General features: G+C 39.6%; 15 protein-coding genes. 8 read left to right on the top strand and 7 right to left on the bottom strand.

Annotated features, from left to right (window positions below):
• Positions 1-266 precede the first annotated feature (266 nt).
• Positions 267-2,789, top strand: coding sequence for a bifunctional lysylphosphatidylglycerol flippase/synthetase MprF (mprF, locus tag ACX9YW_RS05565; protein WP_460343047.1), 2,523 nt, complete (start codon positions 267-269; stop codon positions 2,787-2,789).
• Positions 2,790-2,923: 134 nt separating this feature from the next.
• Here the strand turns inward: mprF and ACX9YW_RS05560 are convergent, their stop codons facing one another.
• Both ACX9YW_RS05560 and ACX9YW_RS05555 read right to left on the bottom strand, forming a co-directional pair.
• On the bottom strand, positions 2,924-4,171 hold the full coding sequence (locus ACX9YW_RS05560; RefSeq protein ID WP_460343243.1) for an MFS transporter: 1,248 nt from the start codon (positions 4,169-4,171) through the stop codon (positions 2,924-2,926).
• A gap of 189 nt (positions 4,172-4,360) precedes the next feature.
• On the bottom strand, positions 4,361-5,548 hold the full coding sequence (locus tag ACX9YW_RS05555; protein WP_460343043.1) for an iron-containing alcohol dehydrogenase: 1,188 nt from the start codon (positions 5,546-5,548) through the stop codon (positions 4,361-4,363).
• Between the two features lie 202 nt (positions 5,549-5,750).
• Here ACX9YW_RS05555 and ACX9YW_RS05550 point away from each other — a divergent pair, with 202 nt between their 5' ends.
• The 4 genes from ACX9YW_RS05550 to ACX9YW_RS05535 all read left to right on the top strand — a co-directional run bounded on the left by ACX9YW_RS05550 (position 5,751) and on the right by ACX9YW_RS05535 (position 8,279).
• Positions 5,751-6,617, top strand: coding sequence for an SPFH domain-containing protein (locus ACX9YW_RS05550; protein WP_460343040.1), 867 nt, complete (start codon positions 5,751-5,753; stop codon positions 6,615-6,617).
• 12 nt (positions 6,618-6,629) lie between these two features.
• On the top strand, positions 6,630-6,788 hold the full coding sequence (locus ACX9YW_RS05545; protein WP_460343037.1) for a type II toxin-antitoxin system antitoxin: 159 nt from the start codon (positions 6,630-6,632) through the stop codon (positions 6,786-6,788).
• A gap of 135 nt (positions 6,789-6,923) precedes the next feature.
• On the top strand, positions 6,924-7,367 hold the full coding sequence (locus ACX9YW_RS05540; protein WP_460343034.1) for an SRPBCC family protein: 444 nt from the start codon (positions 6,924-6,926) through the stop codon (positions 7,365-7,367).
• 12 nt (positions 7,368-7,379) lie between these two features.
• Positions 7,380-8,279, top strand: a complete 900-nt coding sequence (locus ACX9YW_RS05535; protein WP_460343031.1) for a phosphotransferase enzyme family protein — start codon at positions 7,380-7,382, stop codon at positions 8,277-8,279.
• A 14-nt stretch (positions 8,280-8,293) separates the two neighbouring features.
• On the opposite strand, the gene ACX9YW_RS05530 is transcribed toward ACX9YW_RS05535, so the two are convergent.
• Positions 8,294-9,133, bottom strand: a complete 840-nt coding sequence (locus tag ACX9YW_RS05530; protein ID WP_460343028.1) for an arylamine N-acetyltransferase — start codon at positions 9,131-9,133, stop codon at positions 8,294-8,296.
• A gap of 287 nt (positions 9,134-9,420) precedes the next feature.
• Between ACX9YW_RS05530 and liaG the strand changes: the two genes are divergently transcribed.
• Positions 9,421-10,281, top strand: a complete 861-nt coding sequence (gene liaG, locus ACX9YW_RS05525; protein ID WP_460343024.1) for a LiaG family protein — start codon at positions 9,421-9,423, stop codon at positions 10,279-10,281.
• 95 nt (positions 10,282-10,376) lie between these two features.
• Entirely contained in the window at positions 10,377-10,973 is a 597-nt protein-coding gene (locus tag ACX9YW_RS05520; RefSeq protein ID WP_460343021.1) for a VanZ family protein, read from the top strand.
• A gap of 30 nt (positions 10,974-11,003) precedes the next feature.
• Here ACX9YW_RS05520 and ACX9YW_RS05515 read toward each other — a convergent pair whose 3' ends face one another.
• From ACX9YW_RS05515 to ACX9YW_RS05500, 4 genes are all read right to left on the bottom strand, one after another.
• Positions 11,004-11,261 (bottom strand): hypothetical protein, encoded by a 258-nt coding sequence (locus ACX9YW_RS05515; protein WP_460343018.1) that lies wholly within the window; start codon positions 11,259-11,261, stop codon positions 11,004-11,006.
• A 260-nt stretch (positions 11,262-11,521) separates the two neighbouring features.
• On the bottom strand, positions 11,522-12,319 hold the full coding sequence (locus tag ACX9YW_RS05510) for a DUF2935 domain-containing protein (protein WP_460343015.1): 798 nt from the start codon (positions 12,317-12,319) through the stop codon (positions 11,522-11,524).
• 98 nt (positions 12,320-12,417) lie between these two features.
• Positions 12,418-13,404 carry a phosphotransferase enzyme family protein gene (locus tag ACX9YW_RS05505; protein ID WP_460343012.1) on the bottom strand — a complete coding sequence of 329 codons (987 nt, stop codon included), beginning with the start codon at positions 13,402-13,404 and terminating at the stop codon, positions 12,418-12,420.
• 37 nt (positions 13,405-13,441) lie between these two features.
• Positions 13,442-14,263, bottom strand: a complete 822-nt coding sequence (locus tag ACX9YW_RS05500) for an MBL fold metallo-hydrolase (protein ID WP_460343009.1) — start codon at positions 14,261-14,263, stop codon at positions 13,442-13,444.
• A 205-nt stretch (positions 14,264-14,468) separates the two neighbouring features.
• Between ACX9YW_RS05500 and ACX9YW_RS05495 the strand changes: the two genes are divergently transcribed.
• Complete coding sequence (locus tag ACX9YW_RS05495) at positions 14,469-14,891, top strand: OsmC family protein (protein WP_460343006.1); 423 nt, start codon at positions 14,469-14,471, stop codon at positions 14,889-14,891.
• Positions 14,892-14,894 lie beyond the last annotated feature (3 nt).

Raw genomic sequence — 14,894 nt, 5'->3', positions numbered from 1 at the left:
TTTCAAAAAAGGTTAAATGAGAAGCATGAAAACTTGTGTTATTATTATTTCGCCATAAAAGCCCATACTCCTGTTTTTTGACACAAAGATCTCCTTACTTTAGCGCTTTAAAGCGAGTGGGGACTGTCCCCACTTGCTTTAAAGCACTAAAGTAAGGGCGTTTTTTTGGGTAGGTTGATTACTTACTATTTCGAACTATCTTCCCTTTGCTCATTCTATTTGTTTATAATGAACTGAAGAGTTTTTAAGAGATTGGAGAAATAACTTTGCTTAGTCGAAACAGGATCATATCGTTTTTAAAAATTGTCATCCCCTTAGGCTTGCTCATTTTGATTATGAGTGAAGGTCGAAAATTTATTGGGGATATTGATGTTGCTTTAATTAAAAAACATTTAAATGATTTAAACTCCTTTCAAATGGGTAGCATTCTTCTAGTCGGATCGCTCGGTGTCTCGACGATGATTTTTTATGATTTTGTCTTTGCCAAAAGGTTTGGGCTGGCCATTCCCAAGACGAAATTATGGCAATATTCCTTTACCAGCAATGCGATGTCCAATTTATTGGGTTTTGGCGGCTTTGCCGGAGCAGCATTAAGGACGTACTTTTATCAAAAGTATACGAAGGACAGAATGGAAATATTAAAAGGAATTGCCGAATTGTCGTTATTTTCCTTATCAGGTCTCTCTGTACTATGCTGGGTGTATATTTTTGGATTTTCGAATTCCGTGATCCTCGCCGATTACCGGTGGTTATCCTTTGCGATTTGGGGGATTGCTCTTTATTTGCCGGCGATGCTCATCGGTCTCCTTGTGACAAAAAGAATTAATTTATCACAAAAAACAGAACGGATTTTCGCCATCAAATTTGTGACTATCTCAACGGTAGAATGGTTTTCAATATTTGTCATTATCTATATCATCGCTATGTTTCTTAATTTACCAGTTACTTTTCCGCAAATCCTTTCGTTAGGAATTGTTGCTGCGTCTGCGGGTCTTGTTAGTATGATTCCAGGTGGATTAGGGTCCTTTGATTTTATGATGTTGTTAGGATTAACCGAAAAAGGAATAATCGAGGAGCAAGCCATTTTACTTTTGGTGTTTTATCGGATTAGTTATTATCTTGTTCCGTTTCTAATTGGTATGTTTCTCTTAATCCGCGATGGTTGGAAAAAGGTAGACGAAAAGTGGAACGGTTTGCCGACCATTCTACTTGGTCAGGTAAGCCATTTAATTTTAACAATATTGGTCTTTGCCTCCGGAGTGCTGTTATTGATGTCTTCCTCATTCCCTGGTGTGATTGAACGGTTAAAATTTATGCAAGGGTTCCTATCTACTCCGATTATGAATTTATCGCATCAACTGACAATAGGGGTTGGAATTACCTTACTTGGTTTAGCCAGGGGAATTGAATATCGGGTCAAACGCGCCTATTATTTAGCATTCATCATGCTGATTGTTGGGGCTATATTTACGCTTTCGAAAAGCTTTAACTATGAAGAGGCCATTTTCGTTTTATTGGTTGCATGGGCATTATGGATATCACGAAATCACTTTTACCGGAAAAATTTTGTCCATACATGGGGCCGAATGTTGGTCGACTTGCTTGGAATTTTTATCGTTATCGGTTTTTATTTGATTATTGGGTATGCCAATTTACCTGAAAATCCGATTAAAATTCCGGCCAAACTTCGTGAATTTATTTTCACCGAACCGTCTGATTTATGGCTTAGCGGCCTAATTGGTTTCCTGATTGCGCTGGCGATTCTGTCTATTGCTTATTGGATTGTACGGCCGGAACGCTTTGAAAAAAAATTATCCAACGCGGATGGTAACTATATTCACCAGCATTTAGAAAGGTATGGTGGTACTTCCCTTTCCCATCTGATTTATTTGCATGATAAGGCCGTATATTGGTCAAAGGATGAAAAGGTGTTGTTTTCGTATCAGACCAGTGCCGACAAATTGGTAGTGTTGGGAAATCCGGTAGGAGATAAAGGGGCTATATTTAAAGCGATTGAGGAGTTACGGGATGAGACCAATCAATATGGCTATACGCCCATCTATTATCAAGTAGGTCAGGAGATGATTCCTTACTTGCACGAAAATGGGTATGACTTTTTCAAGCTCGGTGAGGAAGGGTTTGTCAATGTCCAAGCATTTTCACTTAGCGGCAACAAAATGAAGGCTTTACGGGCTAGTAGGAATAAGTTTGACAAAGATGGCTATTCCTTTGAAGTAATCGAGCCTCCTTTTTCAGATGACTGCATGGCGGAGCTTAAAACGATTTCAGATCATTGGTTAGGTGGAAGGAAGGAAAAAGGCTTTTCACTTGGGTTTTTCGATCCCGCTTACCTGTCCCGTGCGCCGATTGCAATGGTGAGAGATCGGAAAGGCAGGGCGATTGCGTTCGCCAGTTTAATGCCAATGTACGATGGACATGAGACATTTTCCGTTGATTTAATGCGTTTCGTACCGGCGGCCCCTAATGGAACGATGGACTACATCTTTATCAATCTCATCGAATGGGGTAAACAACAAGGCTACAAGTGCTTTAATCTTGGAATGACTCCTTTGGCGAATGTGGGAATCTCGAAATATTCCTTTTTAAGTGAAAAAATCGCCGCGCAAATTTATCGGCAGGGGCATGTTTTCTACCACTTCCAAGGCGTCAGACGATTCAAAGAAAAATATGCCGACCATTGGGAGCCAAAATACTTAGGTTACAAACGCAAAACCTCCCTCCTCTTCACCATGATTCAACTAACCTATTTAATAAGTAAAGGCAAATAATAAAGGGGGGCATGCCCCCTTTCCTTTAGCGCTTTAAAGCATGTGGGGACAGTCCCCACATGCTTTAAAGCGCTAAAGGAAATTTTCAGGTTAGGACAGAAAAACAGCAAAACAACCGCCCCCCCCCACGGTACCTAGCTCAGGGACGGTTGTTTTGCTGTCTCCAATTTCTCTTTTATTAAAAATCCGCCAAACATTCCTAAAGCGGAAAAAACCACTGGTATGATAAATCCGTATTGGTATCCTGCGTTATTCGGTAAATGATCGATAAATAACCCAAATAAACTTGGTAAAAGAATCGCACTAATAAAACCACCTGTATTTGCAAAACCCGATACGACACCGACCTCTTTCACCTCAAATGCTTTACGCACGACAGCAAAAGTCAACGTACTCGCTCCGTTCCCATAACCAACTATGAAAAATAGAATATTGAGCAAGATAAGCGGTGGGTTCCCGTGAAAGAATAAAAAGGTAACCCAACTTAAGAAAATGATTATATGCACCATGATATAGGGCCTTTTTATCGAATTCACCCGCCCAGAGATCCAGGTAGTAAGCGGTGCACCGACAATCGCTCCAAAAAGCCCGACCATAATCAGCTGACTGGAATCCGACCGGCTTAGCCCATACATATTCATACCAAACGGCACAGCCCATGAACCAATAAAGCCAATATAGGTACCAACTAAACCAAAGTGACAAAGGAAGGTCGCCCATGCTTGTCGATTGCTAAAAATTCGTCGCAATAGCGGAAGTGTTTTTTCGCGCTTCGGAGCTATTTTTCCAGGCACAGGCTCATTCCATTGCTTTGGTTTTTTCACCAAAACGTAATAAAGCAGCAACCCTGTTAAAAATAATACGATTCCCATGATGAAAAATGGTTCGCGCCAACCGACGAAATCAATCCAATTCGAAAATGGGACAGTCGCCAATAAAAAGCCAAAGCTGCCTGTCATCCCTGCTATACCTAATAGACCAACAAATTCCTTGACTTTAAACCATTGACTCAAAATCAACACCAAATTGATCCAAATCGTGGCATCGCCCATTCCTACCATTAACCTTGCAGTCAATAGTACCCATTCATTTGGAGCCAAACTATAAATAAATGTACCGATCCCATTTAATAACGTCCCAACAACGAGAAAATAATTCGGGCCAAATCGGTCTGCCAAAATGCCGATGGGCACTTGCAAGATCGCATAAGCGAAAAATTGCACACTCGTAAGCAACCCAATCGTCGACGCTGTCACCTTGAAATCCTTCATTAATTCCTCAGTAATCAGTCCTGGCGCCGTTCTTTGGCTAACAATAATGAAATATGAAAACAGGACCGCCACAAAAACAACCCATCTATATTTGCTATTTTGTTTATCCACCATAATTCCTTCCCCTACTACAAAAAGTATCTTTCTATTATACTCCCGAAAAAATCTTTAAGCACTAGGAAACTTCACGTAGTTCACGCAAAATAGTTAGCTGTTTTTTATAGGATTTCCAAAAATTAGTGAATCGGTGCCTGGCACCACAAAATGAAAAGTACCATGTGTTGACGATATTTATCAGTTTCAGTGGCGATGTTGGGTGCCAACTGGGATGTCTTCGTATGCCTCTTTTAGGATTGATGTATAGCCTTGGTGGTCTATTTTTCGGACGTTGCTTGGGGTGGAGTTGTTTTGTACAGCTAGTTCTACGATTCTATCAAAGTCCTCTACACGCACACCTGGAAGGTCCTTCAATTTTGGAATTTCCAACCTGTTTGTAAATTCTTGAATGCCATTGATGAGTTTCTCAACAGCAACTTCCTCGGAATCTATTTCATTTGCAAATTTCATGATCTTAGCTATTTCTGCGTGTATCGCTTTTTCTTCTACCGCGTTATATTTTAAAACATATGGTAGGAACACCGCATTGGCCACTCCATGAGGAGTATCATAAAGGCCACCAAGAGCTTCTGCTAAACAGTGGACGGCTGCCACATCTGCCGAACCAAAACACAATCCCGCTAGCATGCTTCCTTCCAGCATCGAATAACGTGCCTTTTCATTTTCCCCATCCTTAAAGGCAGTTGGTAAAGCTGATACAATCGTTCTCATCGCTCTTGCACCAAGGGCTTGAGAGATCGGATTAGTCACTTTGCATGTATATCCTTCAATGGCATGCACTAATGCATCCACCCCCGTTGCAGCCGTAACAGCTCGCGGAACCGTAAATGTCAAACGAGGATCAAGTACCGCTAAAGTTGGACGTAAAGAAGCATCTTTCAGCGTAAGTTTCCGATGCGTAGCAGATTCGGTAATAACCGATGAACGCGTCACCTCTGAGCCTGTTCCAGCAGTGGTTGGGATGCAGACAATAGGTGCAATGTTGGCGTATGCCCGTTTTCCTTCCACATATTCGATTGGCGTTCCTCCATTCGGTCCAAGCAAGGCAATCGCCTTCCCCGTATCCATTGCACTTCCGCCTCCGATTGCTATAACGGCATCTAGTTTGTTTTCCCTAAAAATTTGCGCACCTTCCAAACACTCTGTATCGCGTGGGTTTTGTGAGACGGAATCAAATATTAAAGTCTCGAATCCTGATTTTTCAAGTGTATTTATAATTGGGTACACGATTCCGGCTTGTACAACTCCTGGATCACTTACTAGTAAAACCGATTTTCCGATTTGAAGAGCATTCAATAGATTTCCTAGCTGTTCCGTTTTGCCAATTCCCATCTCAATTCTAGTACTACAGAAGTAACGATAACTATTCATCTGTTCCTCTCCTTTTGTGGTTTGTTTTGACACTTACATTAAGCTGGATGATATTCTTTCTCTTATTTCCACTTATTAAATCGAAATCCTTCTTGCATTTTATTTTTCCACCCATTTTCCAAAAAACCGTTTCCATTATGATAACAAAGTGATATCATATTAGTATCAAAACAATTTCATTAGGAATGGGGCGTGAACGTGTATGAGAGAAAAAGAGATATTCAAAATGAGCGGTTTTATAGGGGCTGGGATTGTTGTCATCTTAGGGGTAGCTGCAGTATATCTTTTTAAATCATTTATTTTAAATGAAAACCCCGCCTCTATTGTCGGAGTTGTCATTCTAGGGCTAATCATTGTCTTAATGGCGAGCGGATTCACCATTATTCAGCCAAATCAAGCGAAGGTATTTACCTTATTTGGTTCCTATCTAGGGGTAATCAAAAAAGAAGGCTTTTGGTTTTCCATCCCGTTAACTTTACGTAAAAATGTCTCACTAAGAGTATTAAATTTTAACAGTGATAAACTAAAAGTAAATGATTTGGAAGGAAATCCGATTGAAATTGCCGCCGTTGTTGTCTATAAAGTAATTGATTCTGCCAAAGCAGTGTTTGATGTTGAGGACTATCGTGGATTTGTTCATACGCAGAGTGAGACGGGATTACGACATATTGCCAGTCAGTACCCTTACGATAATTTCAACAATGATTATGAAATTTCGTTGCGGCAGCATTCCGATGAAGTAGGCGATGAGCTGACAAGAGATCTACAAAAACGCTTGCATGTGGCAGGTGTTGAAATCATCGAAGCGAGAATCATGCATTTAGCTTATTCCAGTGAAATTGCCTCCTCGATGTTACAGCGCCAACAAGCTAAGGCCGTTCTTGCGGCTAGGAAGGTTATTGTCGATGGGGCTGTATCCATGGTAAAATCGGCCATTGAGCAACTTAGCAGTGAAGGCGTCGTCGAATTAGACGAAGAAAAGAAAGCGCAAATGGTGAATAATCTCATGGTTGCACTTGTATCTGATAAAGGGAATCAACCAATTGTGAATACAGGTAGTATTTATTAAGGTCGTGATGGTGTGGCTGAAAAAAAGAAATTTTTACTTCGAATAGACCAGAAGACCTATGACGCCCTTGAAAAATGGGCAAGCGATGAACTCCGCAGTGTCAACGCACAAATCGAAGTTCTGTTAAAAAAGGCTATAAAAGATGCGGGTAGAAAGCCAAGCAACGAGTAGAGTAGTTGCTCCCAACCTTCCGCAAAGTAAATGAAAGGTTCAGTCACATTTAGACTGAGCCTTTTGCATTTGTTTGCTATAATCAAAAGAGATAAAATAAATCAATGACAAAATATTACTTTTGGGGAGATTTTGATGAAACCAGCCTTTTCAGACATGATTACCATTAGCCGTCCGGTTGCAGAAGTCTTTGAATTCATTTCCGATTTAAGCAATGGCCCTAAAATGAATGAAGACATTATCAGTATTGAAAAACTCACCGATGGACCCATTGGGGTGGGTTCCAAATTTAAAGAAACAAAGATAATAAGAGGCCGAAATGCTGAAGCAACGATAGAGGTCGTTCAATATATTCCTTCAGAAGCATTTTCCGCACAAAGTGAAGCAAACGGGTTAAAGGTTATTTATCATTACCAAATGAGTGAATCAACGAACGGCACCTATGTTCACTTTAAATGTGAAGTAAAAACAAGCGGAATGATCATGACTCTCACCAAGCCACTGATTGTCAAAATGCTGAAACAGGAAGACGGCGACCACTTGAAAAGTGTAAAACGTGCATTAGAATCTTCGGAATAGGAGTTATCTAATATGGATGAAAGTTGGATCAAACTTAGTGGTGGATTTAACAATGAGATTTACTATATTCCGGATTTGGAACAAGTAGTGAGGATTTCTGTTAATCCAAATGGATTGGCCAAAGGTTTACAGGAATTGGAATGGATGAAATATTTGTATAGAAATGGAGTCACCGTTCCGCAAACCTTCTTGATTGAGGAGAGAGACGGCAAAGTCGTGACTTATTTTGAGTATATCCGTGGCCGTTCCTTCGATGTTACGGACTCCTCCTTCTGGAATGAATCTACTTTTACCAAGCTTGGAAGGATTCTTGGTAAAATGCATGCATTATCGAAGCAATTTAATATAGCGGAAAATCATCGTCCGGTCTATTCAAATGCAAACCCTGATGTATTTGATATTGAAAAAAACCTTGAACCGTGGACGAGAGACTGTTACAAGAAGCTGCTGAGGAGCCTTGCACCTTTTGTCATCACCGCTGATTCATTCGGGCTCATCCATAACGATTTCCATCAGGGGAATCTCATCCTCGATGAAAATGGGGAAATCGTTGTCATTGATTTTGATGATTGTTCGTATAATTGGTTTGCCCAGGATATGGCGGTGTTTTTTTATCATGCCTATTGGCAGCATAGCTCATTCAACGGGGATGAAGAGCGCTTTAAGGCCAATTTCCTTTCTCCCTTTTTCAAAGGTTATCAATCTGAAAATCTACTGCACAAGGATACTCTTAAGCAAATTCCTATCTTTCTAAAATTAAGGGAAATTTACTTGTATCAACTGTTTAATCGGGTGTGGGACCAAAATAACCTTGAGGAATGGCAGACCTACACGATCCAAGACCTGGAGGACAAAATAAAGAGTGGGGCAGCTTACGCAGGAATAAGAGATTTTTCTTTGTATTTGGACTAATAAAAAATGACAGCTTATTGGCTGTCATTTTTTGCAAAAATATCAATGTTTAATTCTTTCAAAACCTCGATCGCTTCTTCCACAGGTAGCCGTGGCAATCGGAATTCTTCCTGGATGACTTCCTTGATCACCGCAACTGAGTTTAAGTTATATTTTTCGGTGCTTCCATCAAATTTTCGGATAGTCAACCCATTATTAACCAAAGAAACACTCCGTCCCTGCTCTGTTTGCCATAGTTGACAGCGAAGTAATGTCATAAAATCAGCGCCAGGTTGATTAGAGTCTGTGATGACTTGATAAAAATCACTTAGTTGAAATTTCTTTTTGGAATGAAACGTCCAGCTATTTCCGCTTTGTACCCCACCTAGGTAACGAACATACTCAAATTCATCCTGATCCGGGTTTACTAATTTCAAAAATACTTGATCCTCACCAAATTGCGCTTTATTCTCTGAATTATGTTCAAACCGAATCGGCTTAAAAATCGGCGCTGCCGCTCCACAATCCACATACACGCGTTCAGTTTCAATTTCAACGACGATACCCATATGAACCTTTCCCAACATAATCAAATAACACTTAAAACCAAGCTCCTTCAGAAGCGTATATAAATTAGAATTTAAACTGTAACAGGTTCCCCCAAAATGGTATTTGGTATATTGCTCTGCGAAAAGAGAATAAGCTGGAATCTCGAACTTGTTTTTCTCGCGGTCCCGATAATAGATTAGTTTGCTAATATTTTCAAAGGGAAACGTATTTAAATGGGCATGACATATCTTCTCCAAATAATCATTGGTTGGAGCTTCTAATTTTAACCCCAGCAAAGCTAAGTAATCGTTTGTGATCGATTGCATTATAACCACCCCTTTAGTTTCATTATAAACGCCTGGGTCTTTTATATAATTTCTACCTTAATTGTAATAAAACCCCTTTAAAATTGAATGGCACATAATATGGAGTCAGAATCCTTAAATAACCTTAATCAGACCGGGGCTAAAGTTGTAAAAAAATAGGAGAACGGTGACAGGCACCCAAACTAAGTCTCAAGTCTTAGAAAAAATTAAACCTTCAGAGCAATTCCCTGTTTACAATATTTGCTATAAAATAAAATTATTGAAATGAGGGGAAAGAAGGGTTTTAGATGAAAAAAGTAATTATTGCTGCTGTGATGATTGCAGGTGTGTATATTTTATTTTTCCAGTCCAATGTGTTTTCGTGGTGGTCCAATAGTAAGGGTGATTCCCAATCGACCAAAATTACCAATCGTGTTGATTTGATTGAAATTGACGTATCCGGCGCAAGTACGACAATAATTCCTGTTAATGGTAGCAGTTTACGAGCTGAATTAGATGGAAAAGGAAAAGTTACCGTTGATAAAAAAGGCGACACAGTTAAAGTTAAGTACAAACGAAGATGGATTGAAGGGTTGGGGTTTTTAAAGAATACGAAACTGACCGTTTATATTCCTGAAGACTATAACGAAAGACTACATGTCGATATCGGTTCTGGCAATTTTAAAAGTAAAGGTTTTTCTAAAAACAAGTCTTTAAAACTAGAAGAGCTTTCGATAGATCTAGGTTCTGGAAATGTTGATTTAGAGTATATTTCTGCTAAGCGCTTTGTAGGAGATGTTTCCTCTGGTAATGTAAAAATTGATTCCTTAATCACTAGTAAGGGTTCACTTGATATTAGCTCCGGAAACGTGAATCTTAAAAACTACCGTGGAGAGTTAGTTTCGGAAATATCATCAGGGAACCTCGATATTGAAATGGATAAGCTGGCAGGCGATATTAAGATTGAAATTAGTTCTGGAAAAGCAAGTCTGGATTTACCGAAAAATGCAGATTTCAAACTGAATGCTGAGGTTAATAGTGGATTAATTCGCAATGACTTCGACCTTGAGAATTACCAAAAAGATAAACATTCTATTAAAGGCAAACATGGTAGTGGCAAATATGACATCAACTTAGATGTTTCAAGTGGGATTATTGAAATTCATTAAAGCAAGGGGGTTAATCCCCTTGCTTTCTTTGTGCTTTGTACATACCTTTTTTTTGCTATAATCAATAGAATACCGTTACGATGAGGTGCCACTTTTTGAAAAATACATTTATCTATTCGACATTAGTTTCGTTACTGGTGTTTGGGCTAATATCACCGGTCGTTTTTCAACTGGTTGATTACCTTCACCCCATTGTGATTAGTACATTATTTTTCTGTGTTTGGGTTGTCGTCACCATTTTTGTTTTATGGATACGAAAAGAGACAATTTCTATGTCCTTTAGGACCATTAATTGGGTTCTCACTGTATATTCAGTATCCCTTATTATTTTGTTGTTTTTTCGTCCGAGTGGTCAAAATTATGATTCCTATAACCTCATTCCCTTTACAACCATTTCCTTCTTTCTTTCGGGGAAGGTGAGTTTGCTGGTGGCATTTTACAATTTAGCTGCAAATATCGGACTGTTTATTCCTTATGGGATTTATTTGATGTTTAGAAGAGAATGTCTGCGGAAAATGGATAAATTCCAACTTCTCTTTCTACCTCTCATAATTATTAGCATAATCGAATGCCTACAATATCTCACCCACCGTGGAAGCCTAGACATCGACGACCTCATCCTCAACATGGTCGGAATCCTCCTCGGCTACCTAAGCTACCCATTGTTTAAACACTTTATCGCTTTAAAGTAAGTGGGGACAGTCCCCACTTGCTTTAAAGTGTTAAAGCGTTTTAATGGTGTCGATGAGATCGGCGATGGCGTCTTCTAGGTCGGCTACGGTTGTCCCATCTTCGGGTATGCTGCCTAAGCAGTTTTCGAATTCTTCTAGTTGTTCGACTAGTTTTGATTCTTTAACTAGTTTTTTAAATCCAGGTTCTTCTTCTAATTCTTCGACATTACTCCAAAATTCTTGGAGAACTGCTTCTAGTTTTTGAACGGATTTATTTAGCTTTTGTAGTTTTTCAATAGTGGAATCCATCAAACTGACTTCCTTTCATCATGGTATAATGCGACTTTTACAATTGACTCACTTAATTATAAGATAAATCGATTTCGTTACAAAACAGAAGCACCTCACCGCTTTATTGCATGTATATCTTTTAAGCACTTTAGCGCTTTAGTGCTTTAAAAGGTCAGGGGACTGTCCCCTATTTTTTTAAAGCATTAAAGCACTAAAGTGCTTTAGTGCTTTAAAAAATAATCATTCTTTAAATCGGTGAAATGTTTTCGTGTACAGGTTTAGTTTTGTTGACGGGGTTTGGTTGGGTCGCATTGGGGTGTTGATTGGTTGGTGGATTGGGCTAGTTTGGTAAGGTAGTAGCATTCTTCTCTGAACATGTGGTCGGCCATTAGCGGCTGGAAGGTACCTAGCATTTCTTTTGTTAAGCCCATTTCCTCGATTTCCTGGAGGAAACCCATGAATACTTCCATCTCTAACCGAACATCTTGGTTAAATTTTTTCAGTGCCGGAAATGTTGATAAGTTTGTCCGTAAATATCCAGCCATTTCAACTGCTTTTAGGTAGAATTCTTCAAAGGTTTTTGTAAATTCCTTACTGGTTTTCTTCAGCTTTTTCTCAACCCTATCTAAATCAGCATCGATCGCTCCTGCATGACCCGCCGCATCAATTAGCCAAATTAAATGATGGTGCAACTCATGGAAAATTGGCGGAGTTTGCCCTTCTTTTAAATATTGTAATACTCGTTGATATTCTTCTAACTCATTGAGCATATGGTTAATGAATGTTGGTGGTAACCCAATCTTTATTTTCCCTACTAATTGGCGTTCGAGTAAATTCAGTTTAAAATCCTTTAATTGAAGGACTTCCTTGTCAGCCACGACGCTTAACTCAACAGGATTATTACTACTGACTCTTTGCAAAAGCCCATCGAAAACCGTAATAAAATGACTAGCCTTTTCTATTGACTCCGCCTCACTTACGGCCAAAGAGTCATGTATAAATCTCGCATGGTCACCTAAAACCTGAAGCCAAAAGCCATGTTCAAAACGAGCCGCCTCTTCAACATTTCTTGTCATATCCTGCTGCCCCCCATTTTTCGAATTCGATACCATTTAAAATGTATTCATCAATAAAATGGATATGTATAAAATTAGGAAGCAGCAGGAAAATAGGATTAGGCTATGAAGGAAACTCTATAGTTTTCTAAATAACCAATTAGCTTCTTATTAAATTGACTTAACCACTCCGGTTGATTCGAATCATCTAAATCAACCGCCTCCAGTAGCTTTGTAAACATAACCAAATGGTGCATTCTCATAAACCATGTTAGATCCTGAAGCTCACGAACATCCAATTCTGTCTTGCTTCGATATCCCTGTAAAAATTCCTTCACTAAGACATTCTCTAAGTCAATCTTTTCTTTAAAAAGATCCCTCAATGCATAGGCAATATCTGCGACGTACCAATGATTAACACAGTCATCAAAATCGAGAATGGCGACCTCTTTATTTTCCCAGCGGAGATTGTCTAATTCGAAATCATAATGGATTAGACCGAAACTTTCGCTCGTTACTTCTTTATTAGTGGCCCATTCTAAGATTTTTTTCAGCTCCGTTTTTGCTGCGGTTTCGTGTTGAGGTAATTTCTCCTCAACGAACGCTAATTGATCACGCCAACTCGTCCGGTTATGCCTAATTTTTTCCGGCATGCCCTTGAAGGTATGATGTAATTGTCCCAACGCACTACCCCATGTAAAATAATTTTCCAAAGGAAGTTCTTCCGTTTCAAACTGTTTGCCAGGCAGCGCTTCAAACACGACCGCTTGAAAGGTTCCAAGCTCAGTTTCAACGGTTTCGACATAGGTTTCATTTTTAGACCTAACCGGAATAACGACCTTCAACCCTTTTCCCCGCAAATAATGCAACATTTCAATTTCTGCTTCAAGCCACTCTCGTTTTTTTACAGATGCATCACTTAATCTTAAAAAATAGGTCTTTTCCCCTTTACCATAAACAAACAAGACATTCGCGCTGGCGCGGAAATAGTAGACCTGTCCAGTATCATAGTCCCAGCGACTGTCGAGAATTTTTTCTGCAAAAGGGCTTCTCCATTCCTCATCCACAGTTGCGACTACCTTCTTCATTAAACTTAACTTTAACAAACAGTTTCCTCCAATTTTCGTTAAAAGCTAGGCGCTTTTAATTTGATTCATTTTTCATTAACTTTACATTACCTAGATGGAACGGCTTTGTGCCTCTTGGGAACGGGTAGCCGTCTATGAGTCTTATGGTCTCTTCCTCAGATGCCCCCGCAGCAAGCGCCGTTCTTAAATCTGTAATATAGGCTTGACCCTTTTTTTGTCTGCACATGATTTCCTCAACGGTTGTAGCAACATTGCCGTGCCCCGGAATCATGAATCGAATTTGGAATTCTTCCAAAATGCTCGGGACCATTTTTAGCGTCTGCTCATAGTTGACGCTGCTTGAATAAATATAGGGTGGTTCTACGTCTGATAAATAGTCCCCTGCTAGCCATACCCCTAGTGGTTCGACAATGGTAAAAATTCCGTCATCGGTATGTCCTTTTGCTTTGTAGAAAGTTAGCTTAGTGCCGCCAATTTTTAATGTTTCTCCATCTTGTCGAACTTGGTGGTCAATGGTTGGATAGGCCAATTCATAATTTCTACTAATATAGTATTCTTGGTCAAATTTATCAATTTGATCGAGAATGTCTTGTTTTAACTCCGTATTCGCCATTTCTTCGCTACCGATTGTAATCGCTTCAGGAAATGCGCGGTATCCGATAACATGATCCCAATCACTATGGGTAAAAATCAAATATACCGGTCTAGACCCTTTTATGGCATAAACAAATTCCCTTATTTCCTCGACTTCATTCGGCAACCATGTCGGGTCCACCACAATTACACTATCATCCGTTTCGATTACAGTCGAATTCGTTTGAAAAAGTGCACTTTGAAAAACCGTTATTTTATCTAAATTGACTATTTTTTTCATCATTCAGCCTCCTTGAAAAGCAAGGGGACGAGTCTCTTGCTTAATCTAATTTTTATCCAACAGGAAGCAGTAGAAGGTTCGGATTGCTTCCAATTAAAACTATAACAAATTCCAAGAGGTGTTGACAAAAATATACATGTATTTTTTTGGTATCAATCTTTTAAAAATGGTAAATTTAACAGTAGTTCAAGATGTTAGGAGGAAAAAAATGAAATCAACAATCAATTGGAATGGAAAAATGGCCTTTTCTGGAACAACTCCGTCTGGACACGAAATCAATATGGATGCTGCAGGGGATTTTGGAGGGGAAAATAGCGGGGCGAGACCGACCGAATTACTTCTTCATGCCGTCGCCGGCTGCACAGGAATTGACATCATTTCCATCCTGCACAAAATGCGTCTAGAACCAACTTCCTTCCACATGGAAGTAGAAGGTGAACGGGCAGATGAACATCCGAAACGATTTACCGTCATTCACATTCACTATGCGTTAGAAGGAGACCTCCCGGAGGAAAAAGTCGTTCGGGCAATCGAACTATCCAAAGACAAATATTGCTCTGTCTCCCACTCCCTAAACGCTACACTCACCGTCAGCTACAGCATCAACGGCAATGACAAAAAAACACTTTAGCGC

Source organism: Pseudoneobacillus rhizolycopersici (assembly GCF_054786815.1).
This window is presented reverse-complemented; position numbering and strand designations above follow the sequence as displayed.